At 59.2% G+C, this 18,841-nt stretch carries 16 protein-coding genes, 1 other RNA gene and 2 pseudogenes; 10 read left to right on the top strand and 9 right to left on the bottom strand.

What is annotated here, in order from left to right; all coding sequences use genetic code 11:
* Positions 1-2: 2 nt before the first annotated feature.
* Positions 3-1,406, bottom strand: coding sequence for a sodium-dependent transporter (locus tag NL64_RS12335; protein ID WP_034148351.1), 1,404 nt, complete (start codon positions 1,404-1,406; stop codon positions 3-5).
* 118 nt (positions 1,407-1,524) lie between these two features.
* On the opposite strand from NL64_RS12335, the gene smpB reads away from it, so the two are divergent.
* Positions 1,525-2,007, top strand: coding sequence for an SsrA-binding protein SmpB (gene smpB, locus NL64_RS12340; RefSeq protein WP_007933497.1), 483 nt, complete (start codon positions 1,525-1,527; stop codon positions 2,005-2,007).
* 119 nt (positions 2,008-2,126) lie between these two features.
* On the opposite strand, the gene NL64_RS12345 is transcribed toward smpB, so the two are convergent.
* Positions 2,127-2,894: an FCD domain-containing protein gene (locus NL64_RS12345; protein ID WP_034148352.1), complete on the bottom strand. Its 768-nt coding sequence runs from the start codon at positions 2,892-2,894 to the stop codon at positions 2,127-2,129.
* A 263-nt stretch (positions 2,895-3,157) separates the two neighbouring features.
* On the opposite strand from NL64_RS12345, the gene NL64_RS12350 reads away from it, so the two are divergent.
* The 7 genes from NL64_RS12350 (at position 3,158) to ssrA (ending at position 11,778) form a co-directional block, all read left to right on the top strand.
* Entirely contained in the window at positions 3,158-4,852 is a 1,695-nt protein-coding gene (locus tag NL64_RS12350) for a lactate permease LctP family transporter (RefSeq protein ID WP_034148353.1), read from the top strand.
* A gap of 151 nt (positions 4,853-5,003) precedes the next feature.
* The gene (locus NL64_RS12355; RefSeq protein WP_034148354.1) at positions 5,004-5,828 is read left to right on the top strand and encodes a (Fe-S)-binding protein; all 825 of its coding nucleotides are present in this window, start codon (positions 5,004-5,006) and stop codon (positions 5,826-5,828) included.
* The gene (locus NL64_RS12360; protein WP_034148355.1) at positions 5,825-7,279 is read left to right on the top strand and encodes a LutB/LldF family L-lactate oxidation iron-sulfur protein; all 1,455 of its coding nucleotides are present in this window, start codon (positions 5,825-5,827) and stop codon (positions 7,277-7,279) included. Before NL64_RS12355 ends, NL64_RS12360 begins: the two co-directional genes overlap by 4 nt.
* On the top strand, positions 7,279-7,950 hold the full coding sequence (locus NL64_RS12365; RefSeq protein ID WP_034148356.1) for a LutC/YkgG family protein: 672 nt from the start codon (positions 7,279-7,281) through the stop codon (positions 7,948-7,950). The genes NL64_RS12360 and NL64_RS12365 overlap by 1 nt, the downstream gene beginning before the upstream one ends.
* Positions 7,947-10,757 (top strand): FAD-binding and (Fe-S)-binding domain-containing protein, encoded by a 2,811-nt coding sequence (locus tag NL64_RS12370; protein WP_034148357.1) that lies wholly within the window; start codon positions 7,947-7,949, stop codon positions 10,755-10,757. Before NL64_RS12365 ends, NL64_RS12370 begins: the two co-directional genes overlap by 4 nt.
* A 260-nt stretch (positions 10,758-11,017) precedes the next feature.
* On the top strand, positions 11,018-11,293 hold the full coding sequence (locus NL64_RS12375; protein ID WP_034148358.1) for a hypothetical protein: 276 nt from the start codon (positions 11,018-11,020) through the stop codon (positions 11,291-11,293).
* A gap of 98 nt (positions 11,294-11,391) precedes the next feature.
* Positions 11,392-11,778: a transfer-messenger RNA gene (gene ssrA / locus NL64_RS29575) on the top strand.
* 95 nt (positions 11,779-11,873) lie between these two features.
* On the opposite strand, the gene NL64_RS12380 is transcribed toward ssrA, so the two are convergent.
* The 3 genes from NL64_RS12380 to NL64_RS12390 all read right to left on the bottom strand — a co-directional run bounded on the left by NL64_RS12380 (position 11,874) and on the right by NL64_RS12390 (position 13,754).
* A complete protein-coding gene (locus NL64_RS12380) occupies positions 11,874-12,068 on the bottom strand; it encodes a hypothetical protein (protein ID WP_034148359.1) in 195 nt (64 codons plus the stop codon).
* 136 nt (positions 12,069-12,204) lie between these two features.
* Positions 12,205-13,056 carry a phosphatase PAP2 family protein gene (locus NL64_RS12385; protein ID WP_034148360.1) on the bottom strand — a complete coding sequence of 284 codons (852 nt, stop codon included), beginning with the start codon at positions 13,054-13,056 and terminating at the stop codon, positions 12,205-12,207.
* 26 nt (positions 13,057-13,082) lie between these two features.
* Entirely contained in the window at positions 13,083-13,754 is a 672-nt protein-coding gene (locus NL64_RS12390) for a histidine phosphatase family protein (protein ID WP_034148384.1), read from the bottom strand.
* A gap of 414 nt (positions 13,755-14,168) precedes the next feature.
* Between NL64_RS12390 and NL64_RS31075 the strand changes: the two are divergent.
* Positions 14,169-15,095 (top strand): annotated as a pseudogene (locus NL64_RS31075) (methyl-accepting chemotaxis protein); the annotation flags it as partial.
* Positions 15,096-15,239: 144 nt separating this feature from the next.
* Positions 15,240-15,953, top strand: coding sequence for a methyl-accepting chemotaxis protein (locus NL64_RS31080; RefSeq protein ID WP_437176914.1), 714 nt, complete (start codon positions 15,240-15,242; stop codon positions 15,951-15,953).
* A gap of 119 nt (positions 15,954-16,072) precedes the next feature.
* Here NL64_RS31080 and NL64_RS12400 read toward each other — a convergent pair.
* The 4 genes and pseudogenes from NL64_RS12400 to NL64_RS12415 all read right to left on the bottom strand — a co-directional run bounded on the left by NL64_RS12400 (position 16,073) and on the right by NL64_RS12415 (position 18,841).
* Positions 16,073-16,491: pseudogene (locus tag NL64_RS12400) on the bottom strand (type II toxin-antitoxin system VapC family toxin).
* The gene (locus NL64_RS12405) at positions 16,488-16,733 is read right to left on the bottom strand and encodes a FitA-like ribbon-helix-helix domain-containing protein (protein ID WP_034148362.1); all 246 of its coding nucleotides are present in this window, start codon (positions 16,731-16,733) and stop codon (positions 16,488-16,490) included. Before NL64_RS12405 ends, NL64_RS12400 begins: the two are co-directional and overlap by 4 nt.
* An 83-nt stretch (positions 16,734-16,816) precedes the next feature.
* The gene (locus NL64_RS12410; protein ID WP_034148363.1) at positions 16,817-17,185 is read right to left on the bottom strand and encodes a glyoxalase superfamily protein; all 369 of its coding nucleotides are present in this window, start codon (positions 17,183-17,185) and stop codon (positions 16,817-16,819) included.
* A 198-nt stretch (positions 17,186-17,383) separates the two neighbouring features.
* The gene (locus tag NL64_RS12415) at positions 17,384-18,841 is read right to left on the bottom strand and encodes an N-acyl-D-amino-acid deacylase family protein (RefSeq protein ID WP_034148364.1); all 1,458 of its coding nucleotides are present in this window, start codon (positions 18,839-18,841) and stop codon (positions 17,384-17,386) included.

Genomic DNA, 18,841 nt, shown 5'->3' on the forward strand with positions numbered 1-18,841 from the left:
CGTCACTTCCACAGCTGGGCGGCAAACACTACAAGAATGCCGATGGGCGCCACATAGCGCATCAAGAACAAAGACAGGGCGAACAACAGGGGATTGCGGATAGACAGTTCGTCGCGCACCGCATCACGACCCATCACCCAGCCTGCAAACACCACGAAACACAAACCACCGAGTGGCAACATGATTCGCGAGGTAAAGAAATCGATCACACCAAAGAAATCCAGGCCGCCGGTCGCGCCCCATTGGTAGAGGTGGAACAAACCGCCTTCGTTCACGAAGAACTTCGCCTCCTTCCAGATATTGAAGGAGAACACGGTGCCCAAGCCAACAAACCAGCAGGTGAACGCCAACCAGAACGTAACCCAGGCCCGGCTCACCTTCGTGCGCTCGACCAGGTACGCCACCATCGGTTCCAGTAGCGAAATAGCCGAACTCCAGGCTGCAATCGCGACCAGCACAAAGAACACTACGCCCATCAACTGTCCGAGCGCTACGTTACCAAAGGCAAAGGGCAGGCTCACGAACATCAGGCCTGGGCCTTCGCTTGGGTTCAGGCCCGCGGCGAACACAATCGGAAACAGTGCCAGGCCGGCCACCAGGGAAACGAAGGTATCGAGCAGCGCCACACCGACGATGGTGCCTGAGATCGACGAAGTCTTCGGCATATAAGCGCCGTAGATCATGATCGAGCCGACGCCCACACTCAGGGAAAAGAACGCATGCCCCATCGCCGGCAGCAACCCGCCGAGGACTTTTTCCGGCTGGAAGTCGAACATGAAATGCACGCCCTCCATGAAGTGGCCGGTGGTCATGCTGTAGCCCAGCAACACCAGCACCATCACGAACAGCAGCGGCATCATGATTCGCAGACTGCGCTCAAGCCCGGCGACCACGCCTTTGGCGATCACCACCGCCGACAGCAGCATAAAAATTGTGTGCCAGAGTGTCAGGCGCCATGGATCGGCGATCACATTACTGAAGTACGCGCCCACCTGATCGGGCGTCGCCCCCTGGAAGTCGCCCCGCCCCATGTCGATGATGTAGTCCAGCGACCAGCCGCCAACGACACTGTAGAAAGACAGAATCAGCAATGCAGTGATCATCCCGGCAAACGCGCCCCAGGACCATTTACCTGAATGCCCCGCCTCCAGCGCCAACACCTTCAGGGCATTGGCCGGGCTCTGCCGGGCGCGCCGACCGATCAGGGTTTCCGCCAGCATCACCGGCACACCGATCAGCGCGATACAGGCCAGGAACATCAGCACGAAAGCGCCGCCGCCATATACGCCGACCATGTACGGGAACTTCCAGATACTACCCAGACCCACGGCCGAACCGGTCGCGGCGAGTATGAAGACCCAGCGGCTAGCCCAACTACCGTGGACTGAAACCTTGTCTGTCGACATCGTTGTCACGTCCAACCGTTCAAAAAAGAGCGCGCATTGTCCGGGATTCAATCAACCTGCTCAAGCACGCAGCAACACCGTAGCCGACTCGCTTGCAACTCCCTATAATGCCGCCCCTATGGCTAAACAGAAGAAACACCCAACAGGGACCATCGCGCAAAATAAAAAGGCGCGACACGATTACTTCATCGAGCATAAGTTCGAGGCTGGTCTGGTCCTGGCCGGCTGGGAAGTAAAAAGTCTGCGGGCGAGCAAGCTGCAACTGGTCGACAGTTACGTGCTCCTCAAGGATGGCGAAGCCTGGCTGCTCGGCAGCCACATCACGCCTCTGACGACCGCCAGCACCCACGTCATTGCCGACCCGGTCCGCACGCGCAAATTGCTGCTCAATCGGCGCGAGCTGGAAAAGCTCGCCGCGGCCGTGCAGCAGAAAGGCTATGCCTGCGTCTGCCTGTCCTGGTACTGGAGCAAGCACATGGTCAAGTGCGAGATCGCTCTGGGCAAGGGCAAGAAGGAATACGACAAGCGTGATACCGAGCGCGAGCGCGATGCCGGTCGTGAGTTGCAGCGTGCGGTGCGGAACAAGGGCAAGGAAGATTAATCTTCCCGCTTGAGTTCGTGGCGCTAGCGAAAAGATCGCAGCCTGCGACAGCTCCTACAGGGTCACATGAACCTCAGTAGGAGCTGCCGCAGGCTGCGATCTTTTGTTTCTAAACCTGATCACATCCCCTTGCGCCGCTCCGCCCGGGCCATGCGCTGCACTTCCTGACGCACTTCTTCCAGCACTTCCTGCACATACAGAATGTGTCGACTGGACACTTCCCGCGCCTGCTCCGCCCGCCCCTCGATAATCGCTTGATACAACTCCCGGTGCTGCGTGATCAGCATGTCGCGAGTTTCGGTGCGCTGTTTGTACATACCGCCAATGTTGGTCACCACGTTGCGCTTAAGCAGGTCGAACAACCCGCGAATGGTGTGCAACAACACGGCGTTGTGACTGGCTTCGGCGATTGCCAGATGAAATTTCGCATCCGCCGCACCCTCCTCCGCCCGGCTCACTTCGTCGTGGCGCGAATAGCAGTCCTGCAATTCGTTGAACGCCGCGGTCAGCCGCTCGCGATCAACGTCCGTAGCCCGCAATGCTGCGTAATAGGCGCAGGACGCCTCCAGCGTATGGCGAAATTCCAGCAGGTCGCGCTGCGCCTCGGGATTGCTTTCCAGTAGATGCAGCAAGGGATCACTGAAGGTCGTGCCCAGGGATTCCACCACGTAATTGCCACCGCCCTGACGACTGACCAACAAACCCTTGGCCGCCAATTTCTGGATGGCTTCGCGCAGCGAAGGGCGAGATACGCCGAACTGCTCGGCCAATACGCGCTCGGCCGGCAAGCGTTCACCCGCCTTCAGCGTGCCCTCGAGGATCATGCCCTCAAGCTGCTCGACAATATCGTCAGACAAACGGCGCTGACGTATTTGATCAAACCCCATAACTCGATTTCTCCACGATCCCGACCGCTCGCCGGGCCTCTATTCTGGCCTATTGATGCTGCACCAGCACCTGCCACACAACATTTATCCAAACCCGGAAAATGGCTTGAAGGACCGGGCATTCGACAAAAGTTCTAGGGCGGCAAATTGACACACCACCTACAACGCTTTTACCCTAGCCAACAGCGATTGTAAATTGGTATTACCAATTATCCAAGAACGCTGATCAGTGCCTGACCAACAACAATTAGGGGCCACCCCATATGCAAACCTGGCAACAGCTCTACAGCCCGCTCGGCAGCCTTGGCCTGTCCGCGCTCGCGGCCGTTATTCCCATCGTGTTTTTCTTCCTGGCCCTGGCCGTGTTCCGCCTCAAAGGACACGTCGCCGGTAGCATCACGCTGGCCTTGTCGATTCTGGTGGCGATCTTTGCCTTCCAGATGCCTGTCGACATGGCGTTCGCCGCCGCCGGGTATGGTTTCGCCTACGGTCTGTGGCCAATCGCCTGGATCATCGTGGCGGCTGTGTTCCTCTACAAACTGACGGTCAAGAGCGGCCAGTTCGAGGTAATCCGCAGCTCGGTGCTGTCGATCACCGACGACCAACGCCTGCAAGTGCTGCTGATCGGTTTCTGCTTCGGCGCCTTCCTCGAAGGTGCGGCCGGTTTCGGGGCACCGGTAGCGATTACCGCGGCGCTGTTGGTAGGACTGGGTTTCAACCCGCTCTATGCCGCAGGCCTGTGTCTGATCGCCAACACCGCCCCAGTGGCGTTCGGCGCTCTGGGGATTCCGATCATTGTTGCGGGGCAAGTAACCGGCATCGACGCGTTCAAGATCGGCGCCATGACCGGTCGCCAACTGCCGCTGCTGTCGCTGTTCGTGCCGTTCTGGCTGGTGTTCATGATGGATGGCCTGCGCGGCGTCCGCGAAACCTGGCCTGCCGCGCTGGTAGCCGGTTTGAGCTTTGCCGTCACCCAGTACTTCACGTCAAACTTCATCGGCCCGGAACTGCCGGACATCACCTCGGCCCTGGCCAGCCTGATCTCCCTGACGCTGTTCCTGAAAGTCTGGCAGCCAAAACGCGCCGCCGGCCAACACATCGTTGGTGCCGTCTCGGCCTCTGTGGTGAGCGCCAGCGTTGGTGGTTTCGGCCAGAAGCGCACCACCGTAGCTTCGCCTTACAGCCTGGGTGAAATTTTCAAAGCCTGGTCGCCATTCCTAATCCTCACTGTACTGGTGACGATCTGGACCCTTAAACCGTTCAAGGCCATGTTTGCCGCCGGCGGTTCGATGTACAACTTCGTGTTCAACTTCGCCATTCCGCACCTGGATCAAATGGTGATCAAGGTTGCGCCGATCGTGGCCAACCCGACCGCCATTCCAGCCGTGTTCAAGCTTGATCCGATTTCCGCGACCGGCACGGCGATTTTCTTCTCGGCACTGATCTCGATGCTGGTCCTGAAGATCAATATCAAAACTGGTCTGACCACTTTGAAAGAGACCTTCTACGAGCTGCGCTGGCCGATCCTGTCTATCGGTATGGTGCTGGCCTTCGCCTTCGTCACCAACTATTCGGGTATGTCGTCGACCATGGCCCTGGTACTGGCCGGCACCGGCGCTGCGTTCCCGTTCTTCTCGCCGTTCCTCGGCTGGCTGGGCGTGTTCCTTACCGGTTCCGATACCTCGTCCAACGCGCTGTTCAGTTCGTTGCAAGCGACCACAGCACACCAGATCGGCGTCAACGACACCTTGCTGGTGGCGGCGAACACCAGTGGCGGTGTGACCGGCAAGATGATCTCGCCTCAATCGATCGCCGTGGCTTGCGCGGCGACCGGCTTGGTGGGCAAGGAGTCGGATCTGTTCCGCTTCACGCTCAAGCACAGTCTGTTTTTCGCAACGATCGTCGGCCTGATCACCCTCGCTCAGGCCTACTGGTTCACCGGCATGCTGGTGCACTAAGAGCCACACCCAATATGGAAAAAACCGACGCCGGACCACGATTCCGGCGTCAGCTATTCACAACCCGGTCTGCAAGGCTGCTGAAAGAATCTCCCTCTATATTCAGCGGCCTCAGCGGACGGATAACCGGGACCACCCGGAGACACGCCTGATGAGCGAGCTTTTTTACAACGCTGTGCCGAATGCGACCCGTGTCGCCCCGCCACTGCCCGAGCCTCGGCAATACCCCGGCGAGAAACCGCAACGGGTGTACCTGTTCGGAACCTGCGTAGTGGATTTGTTCTACCCGGAAGCCGGAATGGACGCGATCCACTTGCTGGAACGCGAAGGCATCCGCGTCGAGTACCCGCAAGGGCAAAGCTGCTGCGGTCAACCGGCCTACACCTCGGGTTACACCGAGCAGGCAAGGACCGTGGCGCGCTCGCAACTGGCGTTGTTCGCCGGGGATTATCCGGTGGTGGTGCCTTCGGGCTCCTGCGCGGGCATGTTGCGCGAACACTATGCCGACTTGTTCAAGGACGAGCCGGACACGTTGAAACAGGTTCAGGCATTGGCGGCCAGAACCTACGAACTCGCTGAGTTCCTGTTGTTTGTCTGCAAAGTGCAGCTCAAGGACGACGGCGAGCCGGTAAAAGTGGCGCTACACACGTCGTGCTCGGCACGCCGTGAAATGAACACCCATTTGCATGGTCGCGAGTTGTTGGCGCAGTTGAGCAACGTGGAACGCGTGGACCACAGCCACGAGAGCGAATGCTGTGGCTTCGGTGGGACTTTCAGCGTCCGTATGCCAGACATTTCCGGCGCGATGGTGGCTGACAAGACCCGGTCGTTGAAGGAATCCGGCGCACACAAGGTACTGAGTGCCGACTGCGGTTGCCTGATGAACATCAACGGTTCTCTGGAGAAGCAGAAGGAAGCACTTCGCGGCCAACATCTGGCCAGTTTCCTCTGGCAGCGTACCGGGGGTGCCCGATGAGCGCCGCCGAGATTATTCCTACGGTCGCCGTAGAAGAAGACTTCCGCACTCGGGCTCACGAGGCTTTGGGTGACACGCAATTGCGAGGCAACTTTCGCAAGGCGATGGATTCACTGATGACAAAACGGGCAGCGTCCTTCAGCGATGCCCATGAAAGAGAACATCTGCGAGCGCTGGGCAATACTGTCCGCGCCCGCGCGCTTTCCAAGTTGCCCGACCTGCTTGAGCAACTTGAACAGAACCTGACCCGCAACGGTGTGAAAGTGCACTGGGCGGAAACGGTGGACGAGGCCAATGGCATCGTCCTCTCGATCATCCGCGCTCACGAGGGGCGGCAAGTGATCAAGGGCAAATCGATGGTCAGCGAAGAGATGGAGATGAACCATGTCCTTGCTGATCAGGGCATTGAATGCCTGGAATCGGACATGGGCGAGTACATCGTCCAGCTCGACCACGAGAAGCCTTCACACATAATCATGCCGGCAATCCACAAGAACGCCGGTCAGGTCGCGTCCTTGTTCCACGACAAACTTGGCGTGGAATACACCAAGGACGTAGACCAACTCATTCAGATCGGCCGCAGGGTCCTGCGGCAGAAATTCTTCGAAGCGGACATCGGCGTTTCCGGTGTCAACTTCGCCGTGGCCGAAACCGGCACCTTGCTGCTGGTGGAAAACGAAGGCAACGGACGCATGACCACCACGGTGCCACCGGTGCACATCGCCGTCACCGGCATCGAAAAAGTCGTGGAAAACCTGCGCGATGTGGTGCCGCTGCTGTCGCTGTTGACCCGCTCTGCCCTGGGCATCCCGATCACCACCTACGTCAACATGATCTCCGGCCCGCGCAAGGAACATGAACTCGACGGCCCGCAGGAAGTGCACCTGGTGCTGCTCGACAACGGACGCAGCCAGGCCTTTGCCGACAGCGAATTGCGCCAGACCCTGAACTGCATCCGCTGCGGCGCTTGTATGAATCATTGCCCGGTCTATACGCGAATCGGCGGTCATGCCTATGGGGAGGTTTACCCAGGGCCTATCGGAAAAATCATTACCCCGCACATGGTTGGCCTGGCGAAAGTCCCGGATCATCCGAGCGCCTCTTCGTTGTGCGGTGCCTGCGGTGAAGTGTGCCCGGTGAAAATCCCCATTCCTGCGTTGTTGCGCCGCTTGCGTGAGGAGAACGTCAAAGCACCCGACAGCACGGATCAAGTGATGCGCGGCCAAGGCAGCAAGTATTCGCGCAAGGAGCGCTTCATCTGGAACGCCTGGGCGAAGCTGAACAGCTCGCCGACGCTGTATCGCCTGTTCGGTTTCTTCGCCACGCGCCTGCGCACCCTGACGCCGAGCAATGTCGGCCCGTGGACGCAAAACCACAGCGCACCGAAACCCGCCGCCCGCTCACTGCATGACATGGCCCGCGAGCATCTGGCCAAACAGGGAGATCGTTGATGAGCGCCAAGCAAAAAATCATGGCAAAACTGCGGAAAAGCCTGACAGGCACCAAGCCGGTAGCTGACAACTTCGACGTCGAACTGGTGACTCAGCCTTACACCTACACCGCCGAACAACGCATCCCGCAGTTGCGCAAACTGATGGAAGCGGTGCACACGGAAATCCATCTGACATCCGGTGAAGGCTGGCCAGAACTGCTCGCGCAATTACTCCGGGATCGGCAGTTGCCAAGCCTGCTGATCGCGCCGACCACATCTCACGGGCAGCGTGTCGCACAGCACTGGGCGAAAAATCCCGACCTGCCGACGCTCAAATCCTACGATCGTCCGATCGAGGAATGGAAAGCCGAGTTGTTCAACGACACCCCGGCCAGCCTGACCGGCACCCTCGGCGCCATCGCTGCAACGGGCAGCCTGATTATCTGGCCGACAAGGGAAGAGCCGCGCATGATGAGCCTGGCGCCACCGGTGCACTTCGCCCTGCTTAAGGCCAGCGAAATCCGCGACAACTTCTATCAGGTGCAGCAGGAGTTCGAATGGGCCCAAGGCATGCCGACCAACGCCTTGCTGGTGTCGGGCCCGTCGAAAACCGCTGACATTGAACAAGTGCTGGCCTACGGCGCTCACGGTCCGAAGGACCTGGTTGTGTTGATCCTGGAGGACCAATGAGTCTACCGGCAGCGTTCCTGCGTGATGCGCAAAAACTGATTCCTCAAGAGCGTCGTTTCGACGATCCCTTGTCGACCTTGGCCTTCGGCACAGACGCCAGTTTCTATCGTTTGATTCCGCAACTGGTGATTCGCGTCGAGTCCGAAGATGAAGTGGTGGCGCTACTGAAACTGGCGCAGCGCGATCAGGTCCCAGTGACCTTCCGCGCCGCCGGCACCAGCCTTTCCGGCCAGGCTATCAGCGACTCGGTGCTGATCGTGCTTGGGGATAACTGGAACGGTCGCGAGATCCGTGGCCAGGGTACGCAGATTCGTCTGCAACCGGGTGTGATCGGCGCTCAGGCCAATGCCTGGCTGGCACCTTTCGGTCGCAAGATCGGACCGGACCCGGCCTCGATCAATGCCTGCAAGATCGGCGGCATCGTCGCCAACAACGCCAGTGGCATGTGCTGTGGCACGGCGCAAAATACTTATCACACGCTGGCCGGCATCCGTCTGGTGCTGGCCGATGGCAGCCTTCTCGATACCGAAGATGCCGCCAGTGTCGCCGCGTTTCGCCAAAGCCACGCAACACTGCTGGAGCGTCTGGCGACCTTGGGCCGTGAGACCCGCGCCAATGCCGAACTGGCCGCAAAGATTCGCCACAAATACCGTCTGAAAAATACCACCGGCCTGTCACTCAATGCCCTGGTGGATTTCGACGACCCTGTGGATATCTTGAGCCACTTGCTGGTGGGCTCCGAAGGCACCCTCGGCTTCATCAGCGCGGTGACTTACGACACGGTGATCGACCATCCGAACAAGGCCTCTGCGCTGATCGTGTTCCCGGATGTGGAAACCTGCTGCAACGCGGTCACCGTACTGAAAAGCCAGCCCGTGTCGGCCGTTGAGTTGCTGGATCGCCGAAGCCTGCGTTCGGTGCAGAACAAACCCGGCATGCCCGCTTTCGTACAACACCTGTCGAACAATGCCTGCGCCTTGTTGATCGAATCCCGCGCGGCATCGTCCACCTTGTTGCAGGAACAACTGGCGCAGATCATGGCGTCACTCGCCTCGTTCCCGGTGGAGAAGCAAATCGACTTCACCGAAGACCCATTGGAAAACGCCCGTCTCTGGGCGATCCGCAAGGACACCTTCCCCGCGGTCGGTGCGGTGCGCAAAACCGGCACCACGGTGATCATCGAAGACGTGACGTTCCCGGTGGAACAACTGGCCATTGGCGTGAATCGCCTGATCGAGTTGTTCGACAAACATCACTACGACGAGGCGATCCTTTTCGGACACGCACTGGAAGGCAATTTGCACTTCGTCTTCACCCAAGGCTTCAACAACCCGGAAGAAGTCGCACGCTATCAAGCATTCATGGACGACGTGGCGCAACTGGTCGCGGTCGAGTTCGGCGGCTCGCTGAAGGCCGAACACGGCACCGGGCGCAACATGGCGCCATTCGTTGAGCTGGAATGGGGCAGAGATGCCTACCAGTTGATGTGGCAGCTCAAACGCTTGCTCGACCCCAGCGGCATTCTAAATCCGGACGTGGTGCTCAGCGACGATCCGCAGATCCATCTCAAGCACCTGAAACCCTTGCCCGCCGCCGACGAGATTGTGGATAAGTGCATCGAGTGCGGTTTCTGCGAACCGGTTTGCCCATCGAAAGGCCTGACCCTGAGCCCGCGCCAGCGCATCGTGATCTGGCGTGACATTCAGGCGAAGAAACGTGCCGGTGTCGATACCCGCGAACTCGAAGCAGCCTACGAATATCAGGGCATCGACACCTGCGCCGCGACCGGTCTCTGCGCGCAACGCTGCCCGGTAGGCATCAATACCGGCGAGCTGGTGAAAAAGCTTCGCGGCCTACACGCCACGCATACGAAAACCGCCAACTGGCTGGAGGGAAATTTCGCCACGGCGCTGCAAGGTGCGCGTTTCACTCTGCACGTGGCGAACGGTGCGCGGATGCTGCTGGGCGCCCCGCGATTGGCGAAGTTATCGGCAACGCTGACCCGTCTGTCCAAAGGCCAGGTCCCGCAATGGACCAACGCCATGCCGCAACCGGAAAAGGCCATTCGCTTCAGTCCGACGGTGACAGACGAGCGCCCGCGTGTGGTGTATCTCGCGGCGTGCGTTTCACGCGCCATGGGACCGGCGGCCGGTGACAAGGAGCAAATGTCGCTGTACGACAAAACCCGTGGTCTGCTGGAAAAGGCTGGCTATCAAGTGGTGTTCCCGGACAATCTGGACAGTCTCTGCTGCGGCCAGCCTTTCGCGTCCAAGGGTTATGCCGAACAGGCTGAACACAAACGCCAGGAACTGATCGGCGCCCTACTCCATGCCAGTCGCGGCGGACTCGATCCGATCTACTGCGACACCAGCCCCTGCACCTTGCGCCTGACCCAGGACCTTGGCGATGTGCGTCTGGACCTGTACGACCCGGTGCGCTTCATTCGCACGCATTTGATGGATCGACTGGACTTCACGCCGCAGGATGCGCCGATCGCGGTGCATGTCACCTGCAGCACCCAGCACCTTGGGGAAAGCCAGGCGTTGATCGATCTGGCGCGCAAGTGCAGTAAAAACGTGGTCATTCCCGAGGGCATTCACTGCTGCGGATTTGCCGGCGACAAGGGCTTCACCACGCCCGAACTGAACGCGCATTCGCTGCGCACCTTGAAAGACGCGGTGCAATATTGCAGCGAAGGCATTTCCACCAGCCGCACCTGTGAGATCGGCCTGAGCCAGCATGGCGGGATTGATTATCACGGTTTGGTTTATCTGGTGGACCGCGTGACGCAAGCGCGCCCGGCTTGAAAAAGACTGCAAAGACGGGGACCCCATACCTGTAGGAACCGGCTTGCTGGCGATAGCTTAAGAGCAGCCAACAAAGATCTGTCCTTACAAACCGCTATCGCCAGTAAGCCGGCTCCTACAGGTTCAGGTTCGGTAAAAAAAAACCGAATTCCTGAGCGCGGCTATAGTCATTTAGCTAGGCCCGGTAAACGGGCTTATAACCACCTCGGACGGCAGCCCGATTCCGGCAGCACCGAGCCCTCATGCGCAAGGAGATACCCATGAAGCACTCTGCAATTGCTGGTTTGTTCATTTCTGCTGCACTGTTGGCGTCGCCGGTGTTTGCGGCGGAAGAGAATCTTTGCGACGGTAACATTGCGAAACTGAAAAACGCTATCACCACCGCGCCGGCCGTATCCGAGAGCGCCATGGACAACGCAAAAACTGCGTTGGAGAATGCGGAAAAGGCCAAGGCTGCCGGTAATGAAAAGGACTGCATCGAGATCTCCGGTCAAATGCTGGAAAAAATCCAGACTCGAAGCACCACTAACAAGTAGTGATTCTGGCCAGGCCAACCTTCGGGTTGGCCTTCCGGGCCACATTGACGTAGACTGTGCAGGCTTGTTGCTCATCGTGATTCACGAGCAATGAGTTCGGGGCCGTTTAGGATTCGACGCCGGTTGCGAAACTTTAGGTGCATGCCGACTTGGTAACAGAAGTCGTAAATCCACTGTTGCAACTTCTTATAGTTGCCAATGACGATAAATACGGTGTTGAAAACGCAGCTCTGGCTGCCTAAAACACTTCTGGCGCCTTCGGGCCCAGCAATCACCAGGGGATGTCTGTAAACCCAAAGTGATTGTCATATAGAACAGAATCGCCGTGCAGTACGTTGTGGACGAAGCGGCTAAAACTTACACAACTCGCCCAAAGCACCCTGCCCGTCGGGTCGCTGAGGGTTAACTTAATAGACACGGCTACGCATGTAGTACCGACAGCGGAGTACTGGCGGACGGGGGTTCAAATCCCCCCGGCTCCACCAATTCGTCTTCCCGGGAAGACTCAAAAAAGCCGTAAAGCTCAAGCTTTACGGCTTTTTTGTTGCCCGTGTTTTCTCACCACATCCCCCCGCACATCTCAGCTCAATCGAAACCCGCTCAAATCAATCGACACCATCAAGCGTTCACCCAGCGGCTGCGAATCCACCGCCCGCAGGTAGGCCCGGCGCTGGGTCGGGAAGTGAAAACCCTGCGTTTCAACGTATTCGCTGACGTACTGGGCTGCAGCAAACCCACCCGCCACATAGGCGTGGTAATCATGGCGGCGCAGCAAAAAATGATTTCCAGCAGGCTCGCCGCAAAGGTCGAAGCGCGCGCGTTCGGAGGCCGAGCACGCCGTACATCGGGCCGCACATGAACTTTTCTTCACTGCACCCCGGCACAACAACCGGTACATTTCCCTCGCTCATTCAAGAAACTACGGTTTGCCCGCCCTCCCGCGGGCTTTTTTTCGCCTGCAGGTTTCCCGAAACTTCTTCATGCTTTTGCAGCACCGGCATTTCCAGTCGCGCTCGCCCGTAAAACGCCAGCGCCGTCAGCAAACAGGCGAGCCAGACGAAGATCCCGGCCCAGAACGTGTGGGACATGTAGTGCCAGCCTTGCACCACCCGTGTCGTGCCATAGATGAAACCGAGCGCCAGCGAGCCGTACATCAGCGCCTTGGCATAACGCCAGCGATAACGTCGCGCGACGAAGTACAACGCGAGCATGGTGAAGCCACCCGAAGCATGCCCACCCGGCCAGCAACGACCGTCGCCGGCGACCTTCAGCAGATCGAAATTCTGGTACCACTCCTTGTGCTCGATCTTACCGCCGTATTGAGTGGTTTCGATCGGGCAATACACGCTGGTGTGGCCCTTGAGGTAGTGAATGACGCCGGTGCTGATGGAAAACGCGAACACCACGTAGAGAAAATCCCTACGGTGCTTGTTGGCAAATCGCAGCACCGGGGCGATTTTGATTTTTTCCAGAAACGCGATGATTTTCGAATGCTTTTCCGCCTTCAGCCGTGGCCAGAGAAACGACAACAAGGCACCGATGATCGCTATCTCGCCGGTCCAGTTCGGGATGATCCGCGCCCATTTATGGGTGATCTTTTCGAACAGGTGCACATGGTCCAGCGGGAACGTCTGCGTCACCGGGTCATAAAAAAGATCATTGAAGGCGATGTCGATGGTGGTCAGGTCGAACATCAGGAACACCACGACCGCGCAGGCCAGTGGAATACCGAAGTTCATCCAGTAAAAACGGTAGCGGGGCATTGTGCGTCCTGATCTGGAGTGTGAATTCATTCGGTGGTCACCGAGCGCCAGTCCGAAGCTTCGATGAAGCCAAGCATGCGTGGCTTCTGTGGCGTTTCGGCGGAGATAAACAGCGAGGCGCCATAGCCGAGGGTGGAGCCTGGCAACTTGAGGTCTTTCTCCAGTTGCGCCATGCATTCGCTGTGGGTCACCAGGATCAGGTTGCGACCGGCAACCTTGTGCGCCAGCGCATCGCGCAACATGGTGCCCTTGCAGTTGATCAGCCATTCCTCACCCACGCCGACCTTGTTGAACATGTAGCCCGCGGTCTGGGCGGTTCGGATCAACGGGCTGTTGTAGATATCAGCCTTGCCCAGCCCCAACTGCTCGAACTGCGCACCGACACTCACCGCGACACTGCGCGAACGATCGGTAATCCCGTCGTTGCCACTCAGGCAAGCGGCTCGGGAGTGGTCGCAACGTTCGACGTGGCGCACCAGCACGATCATGTCGCCATTGGCCCAACCCGCCTGCAACGCCCGCGCACCGGCCACGTTGCCATGGGCCAGGTCCGGTACAGCGGCCGGCCGCAGCAGAAACACCGTCAACGGCACCGCCAGCAGCGCCGAGGCCAGAATCACCGCCGCATTGCGCCAGGGAGCAAAACGTCTCAGATCGATCGAGCGTTTTACGCCGAACAGACTCAGTCTCAATTCCACATCAAGCCGCCTCGCCGGCATGCACCACTTCATTTGATGCCGCGAGGGTAGAGAGACGAGCGTCGGCTGGCGGTGAAACCCATGTGAAAAAAAGCTTAAGGGCATCAAAAGATCGCAGCCTGCGCCAGCTCCTACGGATTGCGATCCCCGCACAAAAACCTTTCAGCTCTCGCAAAGGCTGCCGATACAGACCTGCGACACAACCTTGCTGGCTCCCAAAAACAACAATCTTCCAGCCAACCGACGATAAAGAAGCACCACGTTCCTGGAGGAATTTTGATGAATAGCTGGTTCGGCAACATCAGCGTGAACCTGAAACTGGGCCTGGGGTTTGGCCTGGTCCTGGCCCTGACCTGCGTCCTCGCCCTGACCGGCTGGACCAGCCTCGGCGGCCTGATTGATCGCAGCAACTGGATGAGCGACATCACTCAGCTCAACGCCGGCCTGACCAAACTGCGCGTAGTCCGCCTGCAATACATGCTGACCAACGGCGACGAAGCCACTGCACAGAACGTGCAGACCACCCTTGAAGCCTTTTCCGCTCAGCAGCAAGCCTTGCTGGTGAAATTCAAGAGCCCGGAAAACCTCAAGCTGCTCAAAGAACAAGGCACCGTCATCGACGCCTACAAGACGTCGCTGAACAAAATGCGTGGCGCCTACCGCGCCGGCAACAATGCGCGTGACGTCATGGGTGCCAACGCGGAAACCGCCAATAGCCTGATCAACTCGATCAGCACCCGCGTGCAACAACTGCCGCCGAGCGATCAGCGTTTCGAGCAATTCCAGGCCATCACCGCCGCCAGGGAAGCGTTCCTGCTGGCCCGCTACGAAGTGCGCGGCTACACCGCCACCACCAACGCCGAAACCGAGCAAAAAGCCGTCGCTCAACTGGACGCCGCCATTGCCAGCCTGAAGTCACTCAACGTGCAACTCGCTGACGTTCAGCCGGACGCCTTGCGTGAACTGGAAACTGCACTGAGCAATTACCGCAGTGCCTTGCAGGCCTACAAAGTCGCGAACAGTGATGTGGTGCAAGCACGCAAGGAGATGACCGACCAGGGCGCCGCCATTGTCAGCCTGAGCGACGCGCTGTATCAGATCCAACTCGACCGCCGTGACGCCGAAAGCGCCAGCGCCCGCACCTTGCAACTGTTCAGCACGTTGCTGGCGTTGCTGGTGGGCGTCATCGCAGCCGTGATCATTACCCGGCAGATCACCGGCCCGTTGCGCGACACCCTGGCCGTGGTCGATCGCATCGCCAGCGGCGACTTGTCCCAAGACGTCCAGGTGACGCGCCGCGACGAACTCGGCGTATTGCAGCAAGGCATCGCCCGAATGGGCGTGACCCTGCGCGACTTGATCAGCGGCATCCGCGACGGTGTCACCCAGATCGCCAGCGCCGCCGAAGAACTGTCGGCCGTGACCGAGCAGACCAGCGCCGGGGTCAACAGCCAGAAAATCGAGACCGATCAAGTCGCCACCGCCATGCATGAGATGACCGCCACCGTGCAGGAAGTCGCGCGCAATGCCGAGCAAGCCTCGCAAGCGGCAGCCGCTGCCGATGGTGAAGCGCGCGAAGGTGACAAAGTGGTCGGCGAAGCCATCGCCCAGATCGAGCGTCTGGCCAGCGAAGTGGTGCGTTCCACCGAAGCCATGGGCGTGCTGCAACAGGAAAGCGACAAGATCGGCAGCGTCATGGACGTGATCAAGGCTGTGGCCGAACAGACCAACCTGCTGGCGCTCAACGCCGCCATTGAAGCGGCCCGTGCCGGTGAAGCCGGGCGCGGTTTTGCCGTGGTCGCCGACGAAGTCCGTGGCCTGGCACAGCGTACGCAAAAATCCACCGAGGAAATCGAAGCCTTGGTGGCCGGCCTGCAGAACGGCACCCAGCAAGTGGCGAACGTGATGAACAACAGCCGCGCCCTGACCGACAGCAGCGTGGCCCTGACCCGTCAGGCTGGCGCCTCACTGGAAAACATCACTCGCACGGTGTCCAACATCCAGTCGATGAACCAGCAAATCGCCGCTGCCGCCGAACAACAAAGCGCCGTCGCCGAGGAGATCAGCCGCAGCATCATCAACGTACGCGACGTGTCGGAACAGACGGCTGCGGCGAGCGATGAGACCGCCAAGTCCAGCGTTGAACTGGCGCGATTGGGTGGTCAATTGCAGCAGATGGTGAGCCACTTCCGCGTCTGACATTCGATCAGCGCTGAATCACAGACCCAATCGCGAGCAGGCTCGCTCCCACAGGTTCAGTGAGTACCCTGTGGGAGCGAGCCTGCTCGCGTAGACGATCAATCTGGCAATGAAGGCATTCAAGCTTCCCACGGATTGATCACTTCCAGCCCTGGAAACTCGAAGTCCCGCACGTTACGGGTGGCAATCGGAGCTCCGTGGACTCGGCAAACGGCGGCAATCTGCGCATCAGCCATCGACGCGGTCCGCCCCTTGGCTTCACAAGCCGCCACCAGCGTCGCGCATTCGACTGCGGCATGAACATCAAAAGGCAAAATCCGTCCGGCAAATTCTTCTTCAAACATTGCCATAGCATGTGATTCAAGTTTTTGTTTGCGCTTGCCAGAAGGAGGCGCGCGATGCCATGAAGAATTTCTGCCACGGTAACGGCACTTATTGCCAGCTCCATCGCTGGCTGCGCATCTACCCAAGCAAGAACCTGATTGTCAGGCTCGACCCGCATGAATTCCGAAAGCACATTGGTATCGAGCACTATCATTCCGAGAAGTCCACCGCACTCGCTTTCTCATGCCGAGAAGGCAGATCGAGATCGACCCCGCCACATGCGCTGAACCGGGTTCGGATTCTGCTGCCAAGCCCGCCCGAACGGTCGACGGAGGCTAACGCCCTACCCAGGATAAGACGAGCTTCCTCTTCCATGGAATGCCCGTTGTGAGCAGCTGCAATTCTTAGCTGCTCTTTAATTTGATCGTCGAGGTTTCTGATCGTGATACTGGCCATGATGCCGCCTGCAATCAATGAAATCGTTGATAGCAAGCTAGCACATCAGGCCGCGCTAAAACGCGTCACTTTTCCGAACGGCCTCAAACACTAATCGCATTGGTAAACACCAACCGATTGCCAAACGGATCAGCAATCGTCATATCCTGGCTGCCCCACGGCATCGCCTGGATCTGCGGGCGGGCGAACGGGTATTCCTTGGCCAGCAGTTGCTGCTGGAAGGTTTCCAGTTCATTAGTCTCGATGCGCAGGGCCGAGCCTGGTGTGGCGTCGCCATGGTGTTCGGACAAATGCAGCACGCATTCGCCGCGAGAGACTTGCAGGTACAGCGGGAAATTGGCTTCGAAGCGGTGCTGCCAGTCGATCTTGAACCCGAGGAAGTCGACGTAGAACTCCACTGCCTTGGCTTCGTCGAAAATACGCAGGATCGGAGTGGTTTTACCGAAGCTCATCGGGTTGCTCCCAGACAATGAAAGCCCGAAGTGTAGCCGGGCTTGATGTCAGCAATTCGGCTTGATGGGGGGATTCTTTAATTGCACATTGCCACTATGTGACACAGATCAAAAGATCGCAGCCTTCGGCAGCTCCTACAGGGAAATGCAATCCATGTAGGAGCTGTCGCAGGCCGCGATCTTTTCGCCCCACCTCAATCAATGAAACCCCTCTCGCAAATCCCCTTCCCGCGCCAGAAACCGCCCTTCCCGACGCCCGTTCGCCTGACCGTCGCGATAACTCAGCACACCGTTGACCCACACCCCTTCGATACCTTCGGCAGCCTGTTGCGGATCATTGAAGTCGGCCACATCACGAATGGTCGCCGGGTCGAACAGCACCAGGTCCGCCCAATGCCCCTCGCGGATTTCGCCGCGCTCCTTCAGGCCGAATCGCGACGCCGACAGGCCGGTCATTTTGTGCACGGCGGTGTGCAACGGGAACAGTCCTACGTCACGGCTGAAATGTCCGAGCACCCGCGGGAACGCGCCCCACAAGCGCGGGTGCGGAAACGGATCTTCCGGCAGACCATCGGAGCCAACCATCGACAACGGGTGCGCGAGGATTCGTCGTACATCGGCCTCGTCCATCCCGTAATACACCGCGCCGGCCGGTTGCAGTTGGCGGGCCGCGTCGAGCAACGAGACGTTCCACTCGGCGGCGATGTCCATCAGGTCGCGGCCGCCCATTTCCGGGTGCGGCGTCGACCAGGTGATGGTGATGCGATGGGCGTCGGTGACCTGCTTGAGATCAAGCGTCGAAGAACTCGCCGCATAGGGATAGCAATCGCAGCCCACCGGGTGGGTTTGTGCCGCCTGTTCGAGGGACGCCAGCAGCTGCGGACTACGTCCCCAATTACCGGCCCCGGCACATTTGAGGTGGGAAATGATCACTGGGGATTTCGCATGGCGGCCGATCTGGAACGCCTCGTCCATGGCCTCCAGCACCGGTTCGAACTCGCTGCGCAAATGGGTGGTGTAGACCGCACCGAATGCGGTCAGCTCTTCGGTCAGTTGCATGACTTCGTCAGTGGACGCCGAGAAAGCGCTGGCGTAGGCAAGACCCGTCGATAAGCCCAGCGCGCCGGCTTCGAGACTCTCACGCAGTTGCTCACGCATCGCGGCGATTTCATCAGCGCTGGCGGTGCGAAACAGATCGTCGAGGTGATTACTGCGCAGCGCGGTATGCCCGACCAATGCAGCGACATTGAGCGTTGTGTTCGCCGCTTCGACGGCCGCTCGGTAATCGCTGAACGTCGGATAATCAAACGCAGCACGGGTGCCCAGCAGGTTCATCGGGTCCGGCGGATCACCGCGCAAACTCACCGGTGACGCGCTGATGCCGCAGTTGCCGACGATCACCGTGGTCACGCCCTGGCTGAGCTTGGGCAACATCTGCGGCTGGCGGATCACCACCGTGTCGTCGTGGGTGTGCACGTCGATGAAACCCGGTGCCAGCACGTGGCCGGCGGCGTCGATTTCCTCCGTCGCGCGAGCCTCGCGCAAATCACCGATGCGCTCGATGCGACCGTTCAGAATCGCCACGTCGGCGGGGTAGCCGGGGGTGTTACTGCCGTCGATGATCAGGGCGTTGCGGATCAGCGTGTCGTACATCAT

The sequence above is a fragment of the Pseudomonas fluorescens genome (genome assembly GCF_000802965.1).
In the GTDB taxonomy this organism is placed as follows: domain Bacteria; phylum Pseudomonadota; class Gammaproteobacteria; order Pseudomonadales; family Pseudomonadaceae; genus Aquipseudomonas; species Aquipseudomonas fluorescens_A.